Source organism: Rhodococcus sp. Leaf225 (assembly GCF_001426145.1).
In the GTDB taxonomy this organism is placed as follows: domain Bacteria; phylum Actinomycetota; class Actinomycetes; order Mycobacteriales; family Mycobacteriaceae; genus Rhodococcoides.
In genome coordinates, this window is the sequence record NZ_LMRN01000008.1 from 151,081 (window position 1) to 171,203 (window position 20,123).

Below are 20,123 nucleotides of genomic sequence, written 5' to 3' on the forward strand. Positions count from 1 at the left end.
CGGTGCCGGGTTCGTGGTGGACAATGAATACCGTGGAGTCCACCATTGATGATCGATCGTCCAGGATGTGGCTCGGCGACGACGCGCTCGGCGACGCCCTGCACTCGCTGCGGATGCGTGGGGTGTTCTATGTTCGATCGGAACTGACGGCTCCCTGGGGTCTCGACATCCCCGCGATGGAGGACTGCCTGTGGTTTCACGCACCGGTGGTGGGATCGTGCCTGCTCGACCTGCCGGGGACGGAACCTCGGCTGGTGGGCGAGGGTGAGTGCGTGCTGGTCCCGCACGGTCGAGGCCACCGAGTTGTGGACAATCCGTCATCCCTGTCGGTGTCGATGTACGACCCGGAGCCCCAGTGGATCTCGGACCGCTTCATCGTCCTCGAGCACGGCGGCGGGGGCGAGCGGGCCGTGTTGATCTGTGGCGCCGTGAAGTTCGATCATCCGACTGCCCGCTCACTCCTCGACGTGCTGCCCGATGTGCTGGTGGGTGATCGCGGGTCTGCGGTCTCGGCCGCGGTACTGGAACTGCTCGCGAACGAGGCCGCTGCCCGCCGGCCGGGTGGGGAGGCCGTGGTGACGCGGCTTGCCGACATCCTGATCATCGATCTCGTCCGAGCGTGGCTCCGAGAGGAGGGCGCTGAGATCGGCGGCTGGCTGGGGGCGTTGCGCGACAGACAGATCGGTGCCGCGGTCATCGCGATGCATCGGTATCCGGAGCGGCCGTGGACGGTGGCGGATCTGGCTCGGACGGCGGCGATGTCTCGATCCGCCTTCGCCGCGCGCTTCACCGCGCTGGTGGGTGAGGCCCCGCTGGTCCACCTGACCCGTCGGCGCATGCAGCTCGCGGCGGCGGAGCTCATGAGATCGAACGCCACCATCTCCTCGGTCGCGGCCTCGTTCGGATACGGGTCCGACGCGGCGTTCTCGCGAGCGTTCACCCGCACCATGGGTCGGTCCCCGTCGTCGATGCGGCACTCAGGGTCGGCGTCGTAGGGGCATCCTGTTGTCCGACAACCCCTCACATCGGACGAAGACTCGGAGCGGCACGAAAGGAGGCTATGCCTCAGCCTTCCGCGCTGCCACACGGTGGGCGGCATCCTGCACGAACCAGTAGGCCACCAGGCCGACGTACACGCCGACGAGCCCGCCGGTCACCCGTACGCCGCGCCGGCGACACAGAGACTCCCACGACACAGACATCGCACCCCCTCTCACCGAACACGTCACCGATCCGGTGATTGTCCTCCGAACATGCCGATCAGCACAACGGCTGCGGGTGACGGCGGAACGACCGGTCTGAGTCTCGCTGTCCTGGAGTGCCACCCTCGGGTTCTGACGGGCGCCGTGGAGGCTACGCGAGAGTCAGCGCGTCGCGCACGGTCGCGGGCGACCTGCCGAGCAACTGTCCCAGCAGTGGATCGACGCCGGCGAACCAACCGCCGGCTGCAGCGTCGAACATCCCGAGTGTGAAGCGAGCTGCGAATTCCGGCTGCCCCGAAGCGACCCGGGCTGCGATCCAGTCCTCGGGGTCCATCAGGACTCGCCGTACCGTCCGCCCGGCCACGTCGGAAGCGATCGCCGCCACCTCCTCGAAGGTGGGCGCGGACTCGGCGGTCACCGTGACCGGTCCGTCGTACGCGTCGTTCGATGCGATGATCGCCGCCGCAGCCTCCGCCGAATCCGCTCGGGACGTCCACGACACCGGACCGTCGGCCGGAACGGTGATGACGCCGGACTCGCGCCAGGGGCCCGTCGACCAGGCCAGGCTGTGGGCGTAGAAGCCGTTGCGCAGCGAGGTCCACGGCAGGCCGGAACCCGCCAGCAGCCGCTCCGTCGCCGCGTGGTCTCGACCCGGACCGAATGGCGTGTCGTCCGCGGCCCCCTGATGACTCGTGTACAGGATTCGCCCCACGCCCGCGGTGACGGCCGCGTCGATCGCGTTGCGGTGCAGGGAGACTGCGTCGGCCCTCGGATCACTGGACGAGACGAGCAGCAGCTGATCGGCATTCGCGAACGCGTCCGGCAGCGATGCCGGGTCTGCGTAGTCGCCGTGGCGCACCTCGATGCCGAGATCGGCGAAGCGTCGGGCCCTGGACGCGTCTCTGACCGCCACCGCGATCTCCGAAGCGGGGCGATGTCTGAGCAGGTGGTCGACAGTGGCGCCGTTCAGCGCGCCGGTGGCGCCGGTGATGACGATCATCAGTGCCTCAGTTTCGTTGGTATCGCACCGGTGTTATCGATGGAAACACAACGGTATCACGAGACTGTTATCGTTGGAACGTGATCAAGCCGACCAGCACTCGAGACGACGTCCGGGCGCGGATCATCGAGGTCGCGGCCGCCCTGCTGCGCGATCACGGCGTGGCCGCAGTGACCACTCGTGGGGTTGCCGAGGGTGCCGACGTACAGCCCCCGACGATCTATCGACTGTTCGGCGACAAGGACGGTCTCCTGGAGTCCGTCGCAGAACATGTTCTGGCCGAGCATGTCTCGATGAAGAGACGCATCACCGAGAAGGCCGCGTCGCAGGGCGTGGATCCCCTCGTGGACCTGCGCGACGGGTGGCTGACGCAGGTCGAGTTCGGCATCGCCAACCCGGAACTGTTCCGGATGATGAACGGCCCGCAGCACCTGACACGATCTCGCGCGGCGCAGGCCGGCATGGACGTCCTCCGTGCTTGGATACACAGGATCGCCGAGACGGGCCGACTGCGGGTCAGCGAACAACGCGCGCTCGGACTCGTCCAAGCGGCGGGTGTGGGCGCGATCTCGGTGCTTCTCGCGACTCCGGCCGAGGACCGCGACGACGAGTTGGCCGACGCGATGTTCGATGCCGTCATGCGGCAGATCCTCACCGACCCGCCCGACCGCGAGCAGGACGACCACGCCGCCGCCGCGGTCGCTTTTCGTGCGATCACGCCGACGTTGCATACGTTGAGCGCCGCCGAGCGCGCGATCATGGTGGAGTGGCTCGATCGGGTGATCGCCGGACTCTGACACTCGACTCGCCGTTCTCGTCGAGGTCGTTCACAGCGGACTGCACGGACCGCGTGGTTTGTGACAAAGTACGAACAACGACGAGTTCGAGGGGTATCCGTGACACCACTGTTGAACGCTCCTGCACATCGACATCGAGTACCGGTCGAACATCGTGTGCTGGGTCTCGACCGTCGAACGTGGCCACCGGCGCTCGTCGTGCTCGCTGTGTTCCTGGTCTTCACCGTGGTGGTTCCGCGCATCGACGCTGCCCTCGACTGGGACGACCCCGTTCTGGCAGGGCAGCAGCTTGCACTCACCGACACCCTCGTCTTCACCCCCGTCGCCGGTTACGACGTCGAGTCCGGCTTCCGTGTCGGAGACGGAGGCACGTTCGGCGATGCCACCCTCGCCGGGGCCGGCATCACCTTCCAGGTGTCGACAGACTCGTACGACGGCACTCCCGATCAGCTGCTCGAACAGGTGCAGAAGGTCACGTCCCGGACGGACGACCCCACCTTCCGGGTCGACGGGAACAGGGCCACTCTCACCACGGCGGCCGGCGAGACCGGAGTCGCGCAGCCCTACAACAGCGTGCGAAGCGACGGGGTGATCGCGGCCTTCGTTCTCGGCGGCACAGGGGTCGACATCACCGCCTACGGGCCACCCACCCAGATGACCGCAGCCCTCGACGACGTCCGAGCGATGATCGCGAGCATCCGTACCGTGGACGGGGACGACGCATGAGCACTGTCGACCCCCGCACGTCTCCCGAGACGGTCGGCACGGAAGCTGGTCAGCGCCGAGCGGAAGCAGTCGAGATCTCCGGGTGGGGTGCGAGATTCCACTTCGTGCAGCCTCACAACCTCTCCTTCTGGGTCTACCTGGCGCTGACCGCCATAGGTGCGTTCCAGGCGTGGGCGTTCTTCGCACCCGACGCCGGGTTCTACGCCGAAGGGTTCGCGGTCGCAGCGGTGCTGTGCGGGTTGTGCGGACTCGCGTGGCTCGCCTGGTTCCATCACATCGACCGGTGGGAGCGGCAACCAGGCGGGCTCGTGGTCGCTGCCCTCGTGTGGGGCGCTGTCCCGGCAACGTTCGCCTTTGCGATGACCGTCAACACGGCGATGCTCGGCATCTACCCCAAGCTGTTCGGTCAGGAATGGAGCGCGAACTGGGCGGCAGGTGCGACGGCACCGTTCACCGAGGAGGCGGCCAAACTCTGTGGTTTCCTGCTCCTGATGAGCCTCGCCCCGCGTCTCATCCGCACCGCGAACGACGGCCTCATCGTCGGAGCGTTCATCGGGCTCGGATTCGCCGTGTTCGAGGACTTCCTCTACGCGGCGAGTTCCACTGCTCGGGCATTCGGCACCGATCCCGTGGGCAACGCGGTGCACATGTCCGTCGTACGCATCGCCGTCAGTTTCGCCTCCCACCCTCTGTTCAGTGCCCTCGTCTGCACCGGAGCCGTCTATCTGATCGGGACCGCAGCGCAACCCCGGCGGGTCGGGCGTGGTGCGGCCTTCGTCGTCGCCGGCATGTTCCTCCACTTCACATGGGACGACGCCGGCGGTCTCGGTGGCGGCGGTCTGGGAAACTTCGTGGTGATCCTGGCGTCGGTCGTCATCGGGTTCACGGTGCTGACCATCGCGTTCCGCCGGGCCGCACCGCGTGAGTATCAGTTCGTCCGCGACATCCTCGACCCGGAAGTCGAGGCCGGTGTCGTCACCGATGCCGAGGTCGACGGTGTGCTGGACACGAAGGCCCGCAAGGCATTCGTGAAGTCCGCGCCCACTCGGAAGGCCCGACGAGCCCGCACACATCTGCGTCGCGCCGTTCTGGACCTGGCGCACGACGTCGCCCGCGAGAAGGGGGAGGACACCGAGTCCGTACGCCACTCTCGCAGCGAGGTCGAGCGGTTACGAGCAGTGGCCGGGTGATCGATAGCCGACCTTCTGGACCACGACTGTTCCCGGTGTGGGTCAGCGCACCACCTCCACCCGAGCATCGAAGTCGAACCTGTTGATCGCTCCGATTCCCGTTGCCGTCTCGGTGCCCATCAGGAACGCGATGGGTGAATTCGGTTCGGCGGTCACGTGCCCGAGCCCGGCCTGTGCCGTCGGCCGATGGACAGTCAGGCGTAGGGCTGTTCTGCTGCTCTCGGTGTCCTTCCAGATGCTGACCTCCCCGAGAGGGGACGGCACGCGAGGAACGGGCGCCTGGTCCACGATCCGCACGGGGCCGCCCTCCGAGACGCCTCCGAACGCGTCGGCAGTGGCACCGACTCCCGGCACCAATGCGATGTCGAATCCGACCTCCCGCATCAAGTCGTAGATCTGCTGGTTGTCTGTGACCTGCTCGACGGCGTAGAAGTGGTATCCCGGCCGAGCATCCTTGCGGTCGACGGAGAGGACGCGCTCACCGAAGGCGACGGGACCGTCGAACGGTACGCCGTCGATGATCCCGCTCTGGCAGGTCTCGACACCCATCAGGAGCGATGAATTACCCGGAATGCCGGGGCCACCGGGCAATCCGATGAACGACGAGGAGGTGTAGCCGTCCGGCAGTGCGGCGGCTGCGCGCTCGGGTGGTACCGAGACGATGGCGGACACCTCGACGCAGTCCCGAGCCTGAAAGCTGCCGAGAACGTCGGTCGGTGCGGCAGAGGCGGACGGCGCGACCGCAGAGATCACCGCGAGCGCGAGTCCCGCAGTGAACGTGACGGCGGCGGGTCGCACGCCCTTCGAGTGTGTGTGCATCGGATGTCTCCCTGGAATCGAAGGCGTCAGTTCAAGGCGACGAGCTCGTGCAGCGTTCGCCCCGTCCGGGTCTCGGTCACCCCGTCGCGCACGACGGTCAGATCGAACGTCGAGTCGAAGCGGAAGTATCCGGGGTGTCCGACGAGGCTGTAGAGCAACGGTCGGAACACGCGATGGCCGGCGACGGGAACGTCGTCCAGCAGGTCGTGGGCGTGCACGACGTTCTGGACGGTCAGCAGGAGGGACACCTGTCCCGGTACCTCGATGCGGAGCCACGCGGGGTACGACCGGTTCGCGATCTCGTTGAACACCATCGGTCCCTCGGTGACGTCCGCCTCGCCGGAGCTCAGGATGATCTCGCCCTTGTACGCCAACATCAGTGGGCGACTCTCGTGGGCGCCGAGCCGGGCCTGCGTCTTGACCAAGGCATAGAGCAAGGAGAAGTCGTCGTCGTACAGTCGGCCCCAGTGCCAGCGGTCGATGACGCGCTTCATGTCGCCCGCGCCCCAGTTGTGGTCCGCGTAGCCGCGCCCGGTGACGGCAGTGGTTCGTCCGGCGATGGTGATGGATCCCTCGACGCGCGCACGCGGCGCGGCGACGACCCAGCCGAAGACGTCGGTGCCTCCGAACAACGTCTCTCCCTCGCCGGGCATCCAGCTCGGAAGTTCGTTGTGGAAGCGGAGATCGAAGGTGACGTCCTCCTCGGAAAGGTAGAGATGATGGATGGGAAGCCCGTCTGCAGGGAACTCCGCCCATGCGTGGTTCGGCCCCACGACGACGTCGCAGGCGGCGATCGACGCGGTGGCGTCCTTCTTGGAGTGGCGGACGAAAATCTGTCGGCGTGAGCCGTCGGGTGCGTAGATCAGGATCTCCACGCTCGGTTTCGCGACCAGCGCAGGCTCTTCGGGCCGGCGCAGGTTGAGGAATCCGATGATGGTATGACCGTCGTCGAGGTGGGCGTCGAAGTACCAGTGCTCGAAGCCCGATCGGCTCCCCGGCACGGGATGAGCGGCATTGTGGCGCGGGTGGACGTCGGTCAGTCGCGCGTCGCGGCGGCCGGGGCCGTTCCAGGTCTCGACGATCTCCGGCGCGCTCATGCGGAGAATCCGATGTGAACGGTCTTCTCTTCGGTGTCTCCGTCGAGTCCGGTGCGACCGAGTTCGCGGCCGACCCCGCTCGCGCCGCGTCCGCCCCACGGCAGAGCCGGATCCGGCACACCCCACCCGTTCACCCACACGGTGCCCACGCGAAGTTGCTCGACGACGGAGTGCACTCGGGAGATGTTCTGCGAGTACACCATCGCATTCAGCCCGTACTGCGTGTCGTTGGCAATCGCGACGGCTTCCTCGGTGGACGAGAAGCTGATGACGGTGGCGACGGGACCGAAGATCTCCTCCCTGGCGATGGTGAGGTCGTTGTGTCCGCGGAAGACGGTGGGCTGCACGAACTGTCCCGGTCCCTCGATCCGCCGCCCACCGGTGATCAGCTCTGCACCCTCGGCGACACCGGAGTCGATGTATCGCATGATGCCGTCCAGTTGTCGTTCGTTGACGATGGTGCCCATCGTGCTGGCGTCGTCGAACGGGTCTCCGATCACGGCCGCGTCAGCCGCGGCAACCAGCCCCTCGACGACGCGATCGACGACGGACTCGTGCGCGAGGACGCGGGTGCCCGCGGCACACACCTGCCCCTGGTGGTAGAAGTTGCCCATCGCGATCCACGGCATCGCCGCGTCGAGATCGACGTCTTCGAAGATCAGTTGCGGTGCCTTACCTCCGAGTTCGAGAACGATCTTGCGGAACGTGGTGCCCGCGAGCGACTGGATCTGCCGGCCGACACGGGGACTGCCGGTGAAGGACACCTTGTCCACACCGGGATGGCCGGCCAAGGCCGCACCGGCGGTCACGCCCAGACCGGTGACCACGTTGAGCACACCCGGCGGTAGACCGGCTTCGGCACACAGATCCGCGAGGTGCAGCGTGGACAGGGACGCGTCCTCCGCGGGCTTGATCACCACCGTGTTCCCTGCAGCGAGTGCGGGTGCCAACTTCCACGCGGCGATCAGCAGTGGGTTGTTCCACGGCGTGATCGCGGCGACGACACCGAGGGGCTGCCGAACGGTGTAGCCGAACCGGCGTTGCGGTCCGAAGTCCGGCAGCATGACGGTGGTTCCGGAGATCTTGTCCGCCCACCCAGCGAAGTGCCGGAACACCGCGGCAGCGGCCGGGATATCGCCGTTCACGGAGTCGCGGAACAACTTGCCCATCTCGACTGCTTCGAGTGCGGCGAGGGTCTCGCAGTCGCGATCGATCAGATCCGCGATCGTGAGAAGGATCCTCGTACGTTCCGGGCCGCTGACGCGCGACCAGTCACCGTCGAACTGCGCACGTGCAGCGCGCACGGCCCGGTCGACGTCGGCCTCGGCGCCGGCAGCGACGGAGGTGACGAGAGCACCCGTGGTCGGATCGATGCTGTCGTAGGTCTGCCCACCGGAGGCAGCCTGCGAGGCGCCGCCGATACGCAGCAGCGGATCGGGCAGGGCGACAGAGGGACGGGTGGGCGTGCTCGCGGTCATGGCTGCTCCGGGTTGCTGGGAGTGAGGGGAGACGTGAAATGGCGCTGCAGTCCGGCCCACGAGGAGTCGTAATCCGGCTGGCGATGCGGCGCGTCGTGGGCGAGTGGGGTGACGAGCAGGGGGAGCCGCGTCTCGAACATGAACGGCAACGATCCTTCGAGCTTCTGCGGTGCCAGGTCGGCCGCGGTGGCGAGGTCGAAGGTCTCCTGGTCCGGTCCGTGCGCACCCCACATGTTGTGCAGACTTGCACCCCCGGGCAGGAAGCCTTCCGCCTTGGAATCGTGTTGCCCCCGGACCAGTCCCATGAACTCGGTCATGACGTTGCGATGGAAGTGCGGGGGCCGGAACGTGTGCTCGGCGACGTTCCAGCGCGGCGGGAAGATGGCGAGATCCACATTCGCCTGTCCCGGCCGATCGGAGGGCGACGTCAGGAGCGTGAAGATCGACGGGTCGGGGTGATCCCACCCGAGTGTCCCCATGACGTTGAAGTCGGCGGTGTCGTACTTGTACACACCGTGATTGCCGTGCCAGGCCACCACGTCGAGAGGCGAGTGGTCCAGCTCTGTCGAGAAGAGTCGGCCGCCGAACTTCTGGATCTTCTCGACGGGTCGGTCGTCGTCCTCGAATGCTGCGACGGTGTAGTGGAAGTCCCGCGCGTGGGCGAGACCGTTCGCGCCGATGGGTCCGAGTTCGGGAAGGGTGAAGTAGGACCCGTAGTTCTCGCACACATAGCCCGCGGCATCGTCGTCGAGCAGCACGACTCGGAACGTGATGGCCCGTCCGACGACGGCGATCTCGCCGGGAGCGACGTCGACGATTCCGACCTCGGTGTGTATCCGTAGACGGCCGGACTGGGGAACGATCAGCAATTCTCCGTCCAGGTCTGCAACGTAGCGGTCGGTCATCGATCGTGTCGCGTGGTACAGGTGGATCGCGATGCCGTCACGCTGCAGCACATCACCGTTCGCAGCGATGGTCGTGAGGCCGTCGAGAAAGTCGGCCGCATCGAAGGGTCGGGCCACGGGATTCCACCGAAGCCGGTTCACGTCGAGAACTCCGTCACTCAGCGGCGCGGATCGGAGCGTCGGGTGGTCGATGGGGTGATACCGCGGGTGCGCTGCGCTGGGGCGGATCCGGTACGTCCAGGTGCGTCGGTTGACCTCTCGCGGCTCGGTGAACGCCGTCGCGGACAGTTGCTCCGCGTAGAGGCCGTGGGGCGCTCGCTGCGGCGAGTTCTGACCTCGGGGGAGTGCACCGTCGAGGGCTTCGGACTGGTGTTGGTTGCCGAAGCCGGATAGATACTCGGTCATCGTCGCAGTGCTCCGTTCGCGTCGAATTCGGCCTCGCGGCCGTTCATCTGGTCCCGGTACCACCGGAGTCGTTGTGCCACAGCGACCTTCTCGACGACGGGCGCCACTCCGGGTAGGAATCGTCGGGAGAGCTCGATCGCTGTCAGGAGAGGGAAGCGCAGGAGGATGATCAGGACCCACGGGAACGCCCGAGGCATCGTGTAGTCCGACCGTGTCACCGGACTCATGAAGAGAGCGGTGTAAGCGCCGTGAATGCCGTAGTTGTACCGCGCGCGGAGACGCGCGAGGCCTCGCTGCTCGGGGCGCGGTGCGAACCCTGCAGGGAAGGACTCGATGAGTTCCTTGCCGTGTGGTCCGGCGTCGTAACTGCGGGCGGCCGACACCATCGCCGTCATGCGGAGTGAGTCGGCGATGGTGGTAGGGAAGTTCGACACGTCGACACCCAGCAGGTGGCCCATGTACTTCTGGAAATGGAGCAACGCCCGGATCTCGTCGGCGGTGGTCTGCAGACCCACCAGCCGCAAAGCCAGAGCAGGGACGGTGCTGCCACCGAGGAGGGTCAGCATCTGATACCCCTGGCTGATGGGGTAGCCCCACTTCTCGCGATCCCACTCCGGGTGTCCGTCGACCTTGCGGCGTACGGCGACGTGCATGACGCGGACCTTCATCGCGGTGGCTCGGCCTTCCGACCCGATGCGGGACAGGGCGCCCGGCTCGGAGGTGTCGATCCAGAATTTGCAGGTCTCGAGGAATCGGCGCATCGCGTTGTCGCCGGCGTACCCGCCTGCCAGTGAGAGCGGGGTGGCGACGGCAGCCTCGGTGTACATCTCGAGGGTGATGCCGCCGGCAACGGTGAACAGCATCGTGCCCCACCGTCGCCACACCGCGGCCCCGCGTTCCACCAGATCGATGTCGAGCCAGTCCGGTTCGGTCTCGAACTCGTCGAACAGGACGCGCATGCTCTCGGGGACGTCGGGAAGAGAATCGATCCCCTGAGCGAGTGCACGGTCGAGGAGCGCGCGTGTTCCGGTCGGGTCTGCCGCATACACCTCGTCGACGAAGTTCTCGGCGACAGTGTCGCCGAGGAACAGGCTCTCGCAGAACTCCCGCGCGACGTCATCGCTGGGGAACGGCGACGACCGGAACACTCGCTCGAACAATGCTTCGGCGCGTTGTATGCGGGGACTCTTCCGGTGTTCCCAGTAGGTGAACGCGGTGGGAGTGCGCGTAGCGCTGGTCATCTCGATGTCCTCTCCGACAGTGCGTCCGTCAGCCATGCCAGCGCTGCGGTGGTGACTCGGTCGACTCCGTCGGGTTGATCGACCAGGTAGTGGTTCAGGTGGGGCATCTCGACCACTGTCGCGTCACCGCGAGCTGCGGCCATCGCACGCGCATCGTCGGCGAAGGCGGCTTGGTCGCCGAGCAGAGGCATGACGAGGGTGGGGACCGTCACGGCGGTCAGGTTGCGCACGGCATCCGCGTTCGTGTGGTCCAGGCTCCATGTGCTGAGCCAGCTGCGGACCGAGACGAAGCGCGCGAGTCCGCCGGCGGCGGAATTGGCCGCGACCGGATTCCCGTACATGCTGCCCGGAACCCGATCGCTCGGGTCCAGCGTGATGTCGACGAAGCGTGGATCCGCGACGGTGCGGTGAACGACGAAGGCTCGGTCCGACGCCCCGCCCCGAGTGAGATCCTCCAGTTCTCTCCACGCCCACGTGTCGATCCTGCGCATGCGGGAGAGCTGCGCCGCCCGGTACTCCTCGACCCACGTGCGGTCGAGTGGCGTCGTACGTCCAGGTGCGTAGAGGTCGAGGTCGGGGGCGACCGAGGACGGGTCGGACTCGTCCACGACTGCTCCGTCGATCCAGTGGCGCAGGACGCGAGCGCGTCCGGAGTGCGCTCCGACGAGCATGAGGGCATCCGCAGGAACGAGCTCCGCCGACGCGAGATCGACCGGATCACCGGCGGGAGTCGTCGTGATCGTCGGAGTCTCGGCCTGCGACTGGTAGAACGCGGACAGCGAACCGCCGCCGCTGAATCCGAGGAGAACGACCTTCTCGAACCCGAGCTCGTCCTTCATCCACCGCACACCGGCGCCCACGTCCAGGGCCGCGCGTTCCATGATCAGTGCCGGCTCGTTGGAGGAGTAGCGGGTGTTGAGACCCATCGTGGGGATGCCGGCGGCGGCGAATCCGCGGAGCAGGAAGTGCGACAGGAAGTCGCTCGACGGGTGCGCCATCAGGATGCCGACGCGTCGATCAGGGTTGCCGCTGGGCGACACCAGATTCGCATGCAGCGTCGGGTAGTGCCGGGAGAGTCCGGAATGCATCTCCACGCGCCCGTCCCGCGCCGGTTCGTACGGTATTCGCTGGAACTCGTCGACTGTCTCCGGCACCTGCCCCCTGCTTTCGATCGGTGAAATCCGGTCGTTCGTGTGGAGCGAACGTACCGTACTACCGGGTATGGAGAAAGCATTTCGGACAACGAAATCTGTTCCGCTGTTTCGGAAACAGCATCCGTACTCTGTAGTACGGTCGGACCTGACGGCCGCGCTGGAAGTGGCCCGGGACAGGAGTGGCTGTGCGCACACGAACGCGGGTGATCGTCGGTGTACTCGCTGTCGCCGCGGTGGCCACCTCGGTCACTGTCTCGGCCACGACGTGGACGCGATCTCAGGAGGCTCGGGAGCGCACCACGCTCGAGCAGCGATACCTGCAGGTCGCACGGCAGGGCGTTCTCGACCTCACGACCATCTCCGCAGACACGGTCGATGCGGACGTCGAGCGGGTGACGTCGGCGTCCACCGGTCGCTTCCGCGACGAGTTCTCCCAGCGCGCTGCGGATTTCGTGTCCGTCGTCCGGGATGCGGACGTCACTGCCACCGGAGCGGTGAGCGAGGCGGGAATCGAGTCGATGACCGATTCCGACGCGCAGGTGCTCGTGGCGGCGACATCGACGGTCACCAATGCCTCGGGAGCCACGGACGAGCCGCGTGTCTGGCGCCTGCGCGTCTCGGTCGCACGCGACGGTGACCGCCTCGCGTTGTCCGACGTGCAGTTCGTGCCGTGAGCGACGACGTGGCGGTCACTCTGGACGCCGACACGGAACCTGAGGATGCGGTCGACGACGGCGCGGCGACCGATCGACGACGGGGCCTGCGCCGGAGGGGTGCGCAGATCTCGATCGTCGTCGGAATCGTTGCGCTGGTTGCTGTCCCGGTCGGGATCGAACTGACGGTCCCGGATCGGGCGGTATCCGATGCCGTCGAGTCGGACGTCGTCCGGGCGGCGACGGAGGGGACCGTCGCCGTCCTGTCCTACCGAGCCGACAGCGTGCAGTCCGACGTCGACGGCGCGAAGGCACGCCTCACCGGCGATTTCCTCACCTACTATTCCGGTTTCGCCGAGCAGTCCGTCGTTCCGGGAGCGATCGAACGCGGACTCACCTCGAGCGCGGTCGTGTCGGGTGCCGCGCTCGTCTCGATGGACGACGCCGAGGCCGTCGCGCTGCTGTTCGTCAACCAGACTGTCACTGCGGCAGACACTCCCGATCCGCGTGCCACCTCGACCAGCCTCCGCGTGGAGATGGCGCAGGTGGACGGCCGCTGGCTCGTCTCCGCGCTGGATCCTGTGCGGTAGGTCGCCGGGTCACTCGTCCGGCAGCATCATCTGTTCCACTGTTGCGGGCGGCGCGTCGGACAGTGTCGACTCGACCCATCGCGACCCGTCATCGGTGATGTAGGACCCGTTGTTCGGGTCGTAGGCACCCTGTCGGCACAACTGCACCGTCGCCGCCCGCCGGCCCGGGAACTCCTGGCACGGCAGGTTGCGTGCACCGCGGATCGCGCTGGGGTCGTCCGGCGCAACCTTGCAGTACAGGTCGGTCGGCGTCGGCACGGTGTCGACCTCGACGGGTGATCTGCGTTGGTCGGCTGGGAGGAAACCTTCCGTGCACGGCGGCGGGTCGTTGAGTTGTGCGGCGAAGTACGTGTTCTGGCCGGGGTCACCGGCATCGGCATTCGCCTTACCGGTGCCCTGCGTGGCGGCGATGAGTGGGGGATACAGAACCAGGATCTGTTCCAGCGCAGCGTTATATGTGACGGCCACCTGCTCGACGCTGATCAGGTTCGACAACAACAGGGGGAGCGTGGGGCGCAGGTCCTGGAACAGTCCCGACACCGCAGCGCCCAGGGGTTCACCACCGTCGATGACGGATCGTAGGTTGCCGTCGCGCGCCGACACCTGACCGGTGACGGTGGCCAGCGACGCGGCCCACGACCGGACGGCGTCACTGCTCGCGGCGGTCGCACCGAGCACGGGGTCGAGATCGGTGACGAGGGCCGCGATCGGGTCGATGTTCTCCCGCGTCGCCGTGGTGACGGACCCGAACGAGTCGAGCAGCTCGCCGAGGGTGTCACCGTCGGCACCCAGCGCGAGGGAGCTGTCGTCGAGAACGCGGCCGAGAGTCACCGGGTCGACGGAGCGGAACGCGGCGTCGAGCCGGTCGATCGTCGGGGCCACCGCGGTGGGGATCGTGGTGCGGTCGATCGGGATGACCGACCCGTCTTCCAGAAAGGGCCCGTCGTCCGTGTCGGGCAGGAGATCGATGAACTGTTCGCCGATGGCCGACATGCTGTGCACCTCGGCGCGTGTCGACGCAGGAACCGACACGTCCGACGACAGGGAGACGACGGCCGACGCACCGGTGGGAGTGACGCGCAGGGCACTGACCTTGCCGATCTCGCTGCCGCGGTACGTGACGTTGGCGTTGGTGTACAGGCCGGCGCCCCCCGCGAGCTCCACAGTCACGCTGTACCGGCCCAGCCCCAGCTCTTGCGGAATGCGTGCGTAGTGGACACCCGTGATCCCCACCGACAGCACTGCCACCACGGCGATGTCCGTCAGCTGGACACGGAGTCGGACAGTCGGAGTCATGGTGCGCCGTTCTGTGGCAGAAGGTTCGGGGGCAGAAGGTTCGGGGGCAATAGCAGGTCGTTCACGGTGGGCAGCGTGGGCGTCGGGGTGGGTGCCATGGCGCCCACGGCTCCCTCGAGCCCGGCGAGCATGCCTTCGAACGGTGTGCCGAGAAGAAGTGCGTTGTCCAACGTGGCCATCCGGAGGTCGAGCGTCACCTCCCCGTTGGCATAGTCGCCGCGCACCGCGTTCTTGTAGACGTCGATGGGGAACGGGTAAGTGAGGAGATAGCGGAACGACTCGGTGAGTGACGAGCCGGAATCCGCGAGGGACTTCAGGACCGGGCCCAGATCGTCCAGGGCCGTGACGAGGTCGTCGCCGGTGTCGTTCACGATGGCCTCCGCCGTCGTACCGAGGCGGCCGAGGGAGTCGAGGGCCGAGACCAGATCCCCCCGGCGATCCGACAACACGGTCAGAGCCGGAGCCAGCGCGGTGACCGCGTCGCCCAGGACCGCGTCGTTCGCGGCGACCGTCCCGGCGAATCGGTCCAGATCCACGATGGCGTTCTGGATGTCGCTCTTCTGATCGTCGAGTCCGACGAGCAGTGTCTCCAGACCCGCGAGGACCGAGCGCAGCGACTCCTCGTTGCCGTCCAGTGCCGCGTCCACCTCGGTCGTGATGTCGTTGATGCGCGCGAGCCCACCCCCGTTCAGTACCAGGGACAACGACGACAACGTCTGCTCTGTCGTGGGGTACGCGCCCGCTCGGTCGAGGGGGATCACATCGCCATCGGAGAGTCGACCCTGTGCGTCTCCCGATGTCGAAGCGGCCAATTCGATGTGGGTCGATCCGAGGAGGCTCGTCTGCCCCACCGACGCGACGGCATCGGCCGGGAGTGTGGTGCTGCCGTCGAGACGCACCGTCACCTCGGCGTGTCCGTCGACGAGCGCCAGATCGGCCACACGTCCGACGGTGACGTCGCCGACGAGGACTCGCGCGTTGCGTTCGATCGTGGACACGTCGGGCATCTCGATGACCACCTCGTACGATCCGGGACCGTCGCCTGCCGTGCCCGGCAGCGGAAGCGAGTTCAGGCCCTGCCATCCGCACGCCGACAACAGTGCCGACGAGCACAGAACGAGTGCCACCGACGACGCGGACCTCCGTGTCGTCATCGCCCGCCCTCGCTGTCGACGATCTGGCCCGGCAGAGCGCCGACACCCGTGATGGGGTTCGCCTGCAGGGGCAGGTAGTCGAAGGCGAGAGTCTTCAGCAACGGACCCAGATAGCGGACACACGACTCTGCTCCCTCCTGCGCTCCCACCTGCTCGGCGGCGGCGATGGCCGAACAGACGAAGTCCATCGGATTCGCGAAGTTGTTCGGCGCCAACGACGACACGATCGCGTTGTGCGCCGGCTGGTAGATGTTGTTCAGATTCGACAGCGCAGTAGGCGCTACGTGGAGGATCTGCGCGATGCCGTCCCGCTGGGACGCCAGCTCGGCCGTGAGCTCCTCCAGGCTGCCCAGCGTGGTTGCGACGCCCGTCCTGTTCTCGCGGACGAAGCGCTCCACGTTCGACACCGCGCCGTCCAATGATGCCAGCGCGCTGCCGATCTCGTCCTGATCGTCGGCCAGCACGGAGGTGACCGAGGCCATCGTCTCGTTGAACGTGACGATCTGCTGATCACTCGCAGCGAGTGCCGACACGAAGACCTGGAGGTTGCGCACGAGGGAGTAGAGGTCGGTTCTACCGTCCGAGAGCGTGCGCATCGCGTCGGACAGCTGGGTCAGCGTGGTGCGGATGTCCTGCCCACGCCCGCCGATGTTCGCGTCCACCGCATCGACGAGCGCTCCGAGGGGCCTGGCGGCGTCGACCGAGTCGGGCCCGGTGGGGCCCTGCGGCGCAAGAGTTTCGGATACACGGGCGAGTTGCTCGGTGATGCGGTCCCACTCGACGGGCACGGCGGTCCGGTCGAGCGGGATGGTGTCGGCGGATCGGAGGGTGTCGCCGCCGTCGTAAGCGGGAGCGAGTTGGACGAAGCGCGACGCGACCACACTCTGCGAGACGATGACCGCCTTCGCGTCGGCCGGAAGGGGATACGACGAGTCGTAGCGCAGTCCCACCTCCGCGTGGTCGCCGCGAGGCTCGATCGAGGTCACCGAGCCGATGGTCACTCCCATGAGGCGCACGTCGTCACCGACGTACAGACCGGTGGTGTTCGCGAACTCCGCCGTCACCGCAACCGAGGTGAATCGCGGCACGATCGCGTACGACGCGGCAGCAGCGACGACGAGGAACAGCACGACGCCGACGAGCCTCCTGGTCATCGGGGTGCTCCGTTCAACGCAGTCAGCGGATTGACGGAGGTGGAATCGGCCGGAGCCGGGCCCAGTCCGAGGGCAGCCCGGATGAACGGGCTGATGACCTGGCCGGGGATCAGGTTCTGGATGTACGAGTTGAAGAACGGTCCGCTGGACACCGCCTCGCCGAGTTGCGTCACGTACGGCCCCAGGTTCTCGATCGCGGCGGAGATGTTCGCCTTGTTGTCGGTCAGGACGGTGAGGACGGAGTCGAGCGAGGCCAGTGTCGGCGCAAGCTCGGCCTGGTTGTCGGCCACCAGTCCGCGCAATTGGTCCGCCAACCGCGTCACGGTTCCGGAGAGTGTGTCCACGGCGCCGCGTCGTCGGTCGAGTTCGGCGAGAACCGTGGCCGCATCGACAATGAGCGTGTCGACCTGCGCACTGCGGTCTGCAAGGACGCCGGTGACCTTCTCGGCCGACGCCAGGAGGTCACGCAAGCTCTCGTCCCGCGACGCGACCGTCGCGGACAAACGACCCACCCCGTCGATGGCGCGGCCCAGGTCGTCCGGTGTGCGATCGAGCATCTCGGTGGTGGCGGCGAGTGAGTCGGTGAGCTGCTCGGTGTCGATACCGGCCGCGTCGTCGGTGAGGTCGCCCAGAGCGTCCGTGAGCTGATACGGGCTGGTGGTGCGGTCGAGTCCGACGGGTTCCGTCGTCGACAGGCGGCCGTCACCACGCGGATCCATCCGGAGGTTCTTGGTGCCGAGGACGGTTTCGGTGGCGATGGCGAGACGGGTATCGATGCCGGGCAGCACCTTTCCCTCGACCGAGAACGTCACCAGGACGGCCTGTCCCGCGACCGCGATGTCGGTGACCGTCCCTACCCGCACCCCCGCGACCTCCACGGCGGCGCCCGTCTCGAGTCCTCCGGTGTCGAGGAACAATCCGCTGTACGACGTTCCGGCGGAGACGATCGGCAGTGCGGCCGCGTTCATCGCTGCTGCTGCAGCGATCACCACGAGGAAGGTGCCGACGATGCCGGTGCGGACGGTGTCGACCGTGCGAAAGCGTTCCATCATGCTGGGGCACACCTTCCCGTGTTCTGACCGATGAGCGGTGTCGTCAGGCCCTGCCCGTCGGGCGTGTCGATCTTCAACCTGATGCCGCACAGGTAGTAGTTGAAGAAGTTCCCGTACGCGCCGAGGCGGCTGAGGGAGGCGTACGTGTCCGGCAGGCGAGTGGTGATGCTCGCGATGGTGTCCTTGCCGGCATCGAGTTGTGCTGCCGTGCGCTGCAACTGGTCGACGGTGGTGTCCAACGGCGGACGTGCGTCGACGAGCAGGTCGCCGATCGTGGCGGCCGAACTGTCGATGCTCGTCAGTGCCTCACCCCAGGTCCGGGTGTCGGCAGCGAGGCCGGACACCAGCGTCCGAGCACTGTCTATCGCGAGGGACACGTCGTCCTGGCGCCCTGCGAGTGTCGCCAGGGTAGTCCGCAGATTCGTGATCAGCTGTCCGATCACCTCGTCACGGTCTGCCAACGACGACGTCAGACTCGCGAGCCGCGCCAGCACCGAGGCGACGGTGCCGCCCTGCCCCTGGAAGACGTCGACGAGTTCGCCGGTCACTCTGTTCACGGTGCTGGGGTCGAGGCCGGAGAACAAGGGTTGGAATCCGCCCAGGAGTCGGTCGAGATCCAGTGCAGGAGAGGTCCGGTCGACCGGGATGGTGACGCCGGCAGCGAGAGGCGCGGCGTCACCGGCAGTGTCGGCCAATTCGAGGTAACGATCGCCGACCAGGTTCTGGTAGCGGATCGTGGCCGTGGTGGACTCGGTCACGGTGTACGCATCGGTCACGTCGAACTCCACCACGGCGTGGTCGTTGTCGACGATGTCCACCGTGCCCACCGATCCGACCTCCACACCCGCCACTCGGACGAATTCACCACTGCGCAAGCCGGACGCGCTGGTGAAGAGCGCCCGGTGGGTGGTGGTCGAGTCGAAGCGGACCTGGCCGAAGACGACCACCAGAGCGGCGAGCACCAGGGTCATGGTGACCACGAAGCTCGTGAGCCGAACGAGGTTGCCCCGGTGACTCATCGAGTCGTGCTCGGTGCTGCGAGACCGCCGGGGAGGAAGTCGATGATGGACGTCGGGTCGAGGAAGGGGGCGGTCGTACCGGCGCGGAAGGGGTTCGAGCCGGTGTCGGCGCGGACGTAGGGAGCCGGAATGTCGCCGTCGGACAGCAGCGGCAGCGCACCGCACCGGGGCCCGCCGGTGGCAGCGACCTTCGGTAGGTCGGTGGCGTACTCGTACGCCGGCACCCCGAACAGCACGGTGCTGTTCAGCAACATCGTGCGGCCGTTGCCGCCGGAGACCTTCTCCGCAGCCTTCCGTGCGATGTCGGCGCCCTGAAGGAAGCACGTGAACTCGGGGGAGTACTCCCGCAGCAACCCGGTCGTCGGGACCAGATCGGCCACCGTGGCGGTCACTCCGTCGGCGTTCTCCGCGAGAACGGTGCGAGCGTCGGTCGCCGCTCCCGTCAGCGACGTCAGGGCGGGGCCCAGCACATCAGTGCTGTCGGTGACCGTGCGCGCGGTGGTGGTCAGCGAGGCCAGAGTGCTGACCAGATCCGGTGCGCTGTCACCCAGTGCACCGGATGTGACAGCAGCGGAACGCAGGTCGCGTCGGAGTGTGGGAACGAGCGGACTGACCGCCCCGAGCACGGTGTCCAGGTTCTCGATGGTCGTGCCCAGCGCGCGGCCCCGGCCGTTCAGGGCGGTGGAGAGCGCCCCCAGGGTGGTGTTCAGCTTCTCGGGTTGCGACGCGACGAGAACGGACGTCAGCGATTCGAACACGGAGTTCACCTCCACGGTGACGGAGGAGGCGGCGATGACGGCGCCGTCCGCGATGGGCACGGCGGACGGTGACGGGGGAGCGGTGAGGGTGACCATCTTCGATCCGAAGATGGTGGTGGCGGCGACGGTGGCCCCGACATCGGAGGGCACCGAACCCGCGATGTCGCCGCGGAGGCGGAGGTCGATCACGGCGCCGCGGGTCGACGGGCGGACCTGCGACACGGTGCCGATCTCGACACCGTTCATCTTTACCAGCGCGCCCCGCTGCATCACCAGCCCGGCGCGATCGGACTGCACCGACACCGAGACCGACGGCATGATCGCTTCGGTGACGGTGCCCCGATAGGCGAGGTAGGCCGCCGCGACCACTCCGACGATCAGCAGAATCGACAGAAGCGCAGCACTTTTGAGGCGAGTTGAGGATCGTGTCATG

19 protein-coding genes are annotated in these 20,123 nt (G+C 67.2%); 6 read left to right on the forward strand and 13 right to left on the reverse strand.

Features of this window, described 5'->3' with window-relative positions; genetic code table 11:
- Positions 1-32: 32 nt before the first annotated feature.
- On the forward strand, positions 33-995 hold the full coding sequence (locus ASG69_RS04155) for an AraC family transcriptional regulator (RefSeq protein WP_235578848.1): 963 nt from the start codon (positions 33-35) through the stop codon (positions 993-995).
- 358 nt (positions 996-1,353) lie between these two features.
- Here the strand turns inward: ASG69_RS04155 and ASG69_RS04160 are convergent, their stop codons facing one another.
- Entirely contained in the window at positions 1,354-2,202 is an 849-nt protein-coding gene (locus ASG69_RS04160; RefSeq protein WP_056449337.1) for an NmrA family NAD(P)-binding protein, read from the reverse strand.
- A gap of 80 nt (positions 2,203-2,282) precedes the next feature.
- Here ASG69_RS04160 and ASG69_RS04165 point away from each other — a divergent pair, with 80 nt between their 5' ends.
- The 3 genes from ASG69_RS04165 to ASG69_RS04175 all read left to right on the forward strand — a co-directional run bounded on the left by ASG69_RS04165 (position 2,283) and on the right by ASG69_RS04175 (position 4,915).
- The gene (locus tag ASG69_RS04165) at positions 2,283-2,999 is read left to right on the forward strand and encodes a TetR/AcrR family transcriptional regulator (RefSeq protein ID WP_056449339.1); all 717 of its coding nucleotides are present in this window, start codon (positions 2,283-2,285) and stop codon (positions 2,997-2,999) included.
- A 99-nt stretch (positions 3,000-3,098) separates the two neighbouring features.
- Positions 3,099-3,725: a hypothetical protein gene (locus ASG69_RS04170; protein ID WP_156382977.1), complete on the forward strand. Its 627-nt coding sequence runs from the start codon at positions 3,099-3,101 to the stop codon at positions 3,723-3,725.
- Positions 3,722-4,915, forward strand: coding sequence for a PrsW family intramembrane metalloprotease (locus tag ASG69_RS04175; protein ID WP_056449345.1), 1,194 nt, complete (start codon positions 3,722-3,724; stop codon positions 4,913-4,915). The genes ASG69_RS04170 and ASG69_RS04175 overlap by 4 nt, the downstream gene beginning before the upstream one ends.
- Before the next feature lie 42 nt (positions 4,916-4,957).
- Here the strand turns inward: ASG69_RS04175 and ASG69_RS04180 are convergent, their stop codons facing one another.
- The 6 genes from ASG69_RS04180 to ASG69_RS04205 are packed head-to-tail and all read right to left on the reverse strand — an operon-like array spanning position 4,958 to position 12,014.
- A complete protein-coding gene (locus ASG69_RS04180) occupies positions 4,958-5,734 on the reverse strand; it encodes a hypothetical protein (protein WP_056449348.1) in 777 nt (258 codons plus the stop codon).
- Between the two features lie 26 nt (positions 5,735-5,760).
- Positions 5,761-6,831 (reverse strand): lipocalin-like domain-containing protein, encoded by a 1,071-nt coding sequence (locus tag ASG69_RS04185; RefSeq protein WP_056449353.1) that lies wholly within the window; start codon positions 6,829-6,831, stop codon positions 5,761-5,763.
- Positions 6,828-8,309: an aldehyde dehydrogenase family protein gene (locus ASG69_RS04190; protein WP_056449357.1), complete on the reverse strand. Its 1,482-nt coding sequence runs from the start codon at positions 8,307-8,309 to the stop codon at positions 6,828-6,830. The genes ASG69_RS04185 and ASG69_RS04190 overlap by 4 nt, the downstream gene beginning before the upstream one ends.
- Positions 8,306-9,619 (reverse strand): homogentisate 1,2-dioxygenase, encoded by a 1,314-nt coding sequence (gene hmgA, locus ASG69_RS04195; RefSeq protein ID WP_056449360.1) that lies wholly within the window; start codon positions 9,617-9,619, stop codon positions 8,306-8,308. Before hmgA ends, ASG69_RS04190 begins: the two co-directional genes overlap by 4 nt.
- Positions 9,616-10,860: an oxygenase MpaB family protein gene (locus ASG69_RS04200; protein ID WP_056449504.1), complete on the reverse strand. Its 1,245-nt coding sequence runs from the start codon at positions 10,858-10,860 to the stop codon at positions 9,616-9,618. Before ASG69_RS04200 ends, hmgA begins: the two co-directional genes overlap by 4 nt.
- Entirely contained in the window at positions 10,857-12,014 is a 1,158-nt protein-coding gene (locus tag ASG69_RS04205) for an alpha/beta hydrolase (RefSeq protein ID WP_200933776.1), read from the reverse strand. Before ASG69_RS04205 ends, ASG69_RS04200 begins: the two co-directional genes overlap by 4 nt.
- A 185-nt stretch (positions 12,015-12,199) precedes the next feature.
- On the opposite strand from ASG69_RS04205, the gene ASG69_RS04210 reads away from it, so the two are divergent.
- On the forward strand, positions 12,200-12,688 hold the full coding sequence (locus tag ASG69_RS04210) for a hypothetical protein (RefSeq protein WP_156380431.1): 489 nt from the start codon (positions 12,200-12,202) through the stop codon (positions 12,686-12,688).
- Complete coding sequence (locus ASG69_RS04215; protein ID WP_051613026.1) at positions 12,685-13,257, forward strand: hypothetical protein; 573 nt, start codon at positions 12,685-12,687, stop codon at positions 13,255-13,257. The genes ASG69_RS04210 and ASG69_RS04215 overlap by 4 nt, the downstream gene beginning before the upstream one ends.
- 9 nt (positions 13,258-13,266) lie before the next feature.
- On the opposite strand, the gene ASG69_RS04220 is transcribed toward ASG69_RS04215, so the two are convergent.
- The 6 genes from ASG69_RS04220 to ASG69_RS04245 are packed head-to-tail and all read right to left on the reverse strand — an operon-like array spanning position 13,267 to position 20,122.
- Positions 13,267-14,553, reverse strand: a complete 1,287-nt coding sequence (locus tag ASG69_RS04220) for an MCE family protein (protein ID WP_056449376.1) — start codon at positions 14,551-14,553, stop codon at positions 13,267-13,269.
- Positions 14,550-15,707, reverse strand: a complete 1,158-nt coding sequence (locus ASG69_RS04225) for an MCE family protein (RefSeq protein WP_056449381.1) — start codon at positions 15,705-15,707, stop codon at positions 14,550-14,552. The genes ASG69_RS04220 and ASG69_RS04225 overlap by 4 nt, the downstream gene beginning before the upstream one ends.
- Positions 15,704-16,861, reverse strand: coding sequence for an MCE family protein (locus ASG69_RS04230; RefSeq protein ID WP_056449384.1), 1,158 nt, complete (start codon positions 16,859-16,861; stop codon positions 15,704-15,706). The genes ASG69_RS04225 and ASG69_RS04230 overlap by 4 nt, the downstream gene beginning before the upstream one ends.
- A complete protein-coding gene (locus tag ASG69_RS04235) occupies positions 16,858-17,913 on the reverse strand; it encodes an MCE family protein (protein WP_056449387.1) in 1,056 nt (351 codons plus the stop codon). The genes ASG69_RS04230 and ASG69_RS04235 overlap by 4 nt, the downstream gene beginning before the upstream one ends.
- Complete coding sequence (locus ASG69_RS04240; protein WP_056449390.1) at positions 17,910-18,932, reverse strand: MCE family protein; 1,023 nt, start codon at positions 18,930-18,932, stop codon at positions 17,910-17,912. The genes ASG69_RS04235 and ASG69_RS04240 overlap by 4 nt, the downstream gene beginning before the upstream one ends.
- The gene (locus ASG69_RS04245; RefSeq protein WP_056449393.1) at positions 18,929-20,122 is read right to left on the reverse strand and encodes an MCE family protein; all 1,194 of its coding nucleotides are present in this window, start codon (positions 20,120-20,122) and stop codon (positions 18,929-18,931) included. Before ASG69_RS04245 ends, ASG69_RS04240 begins: the two co-directional genes overlap by 4 nt.
- Between the last annotated feature and the right edge of the window lies 1 nt (position 20,123).

Coding starts and splice junctions, on each gene's coding strand:
- ASG69_RS04160 (WP_056449337.1), bottom strand. CDS start 2,202: ATGATCGTCATCACCGGCGCCACCGGCGCGCTGAACGGCGCCACTGTC.
- ASG69_RS04175 (WP_056449345.1), top strand. CDS start 3,722: ATGAGCACTGTCGACCCCCGCACGTCTCCCGAGACGGTCGGCACGGAA.
- ASG69_RS04180 (WP_056449348.1), bottom strand. CDS start 5,734: ATGCACACACACTCGAAGGGCGTGCGACCCGCCGCCGTCACGTTCACT.
- ASG69_RS04185 (WP_056449353.1), bottom strand. CDS start 6,831: ATGAGCGCGCCGGAGATCGTCGAGACCTGGAACGGCCCCGGCCGCCGC.
- ASG69_RS04190 (WP_056449357.1), bottom strand. CDS start 8,309: ATGACCGCGAGCACGCCCACCCGTCCCTCTGTCGCCCTGCCCGATCCG.
- hmgA (WP_056449360.1), bottom strand. CDS start 9,619: ATGACCGAGTATCTATCCGGCTTCGGCAACCAACACCAGTCCGAAGCC.
- ASG69_RS04200 (WP_056449504.1), bottom strand. CDS start 10,860: ATGACCAGCGCTACGCGCACTCCCACCGCGTTCACCTACTGGGAACAC.
- ASG69_RS04220 (WP_056449376.1), bottom strand. CDS start 14,553: ATGACTCCGACTGTCCGACTCCGTGTCCAGCTGACGGACATCGCCGTG.
- ASG69_RS04225 (WP_056449381.1), bottom strand. CDS start 15,707: ATGACGACACGGAGGTCCGCGTCGTCGGTGGCACTCGTTCTGTGCTCG.
- ASG69_RS04230 (WP_056449384.1), bottom strand. CDS start 16,861: ATGACCAGGAGGCTCGTCGGCGTCGTGCTGTTCCTCGTCGTCGCTGCT.
- ASG69_RS04235 (WP_056449387.1), bottom strand. CDS start 17,913: ATGATGGAACGCTTTCGCACGGTCGACACCGTCCGCACCGGCATCGTC.
- ASG69_RS04240 (WP_056449390.1), bottom strand. CDS start 18,932: ATGAGTCACCGGGGCAACCTCGTTCGGCTCACGAGCTTCGTGGTCACC.
- ASG69_RS04245 (WP_056449393.1), bottom strand. CDS start 20,122: ATGACACGATCCTCAACTCGCCTCAAAAGTGCTGCGCTTCTGTCGATT.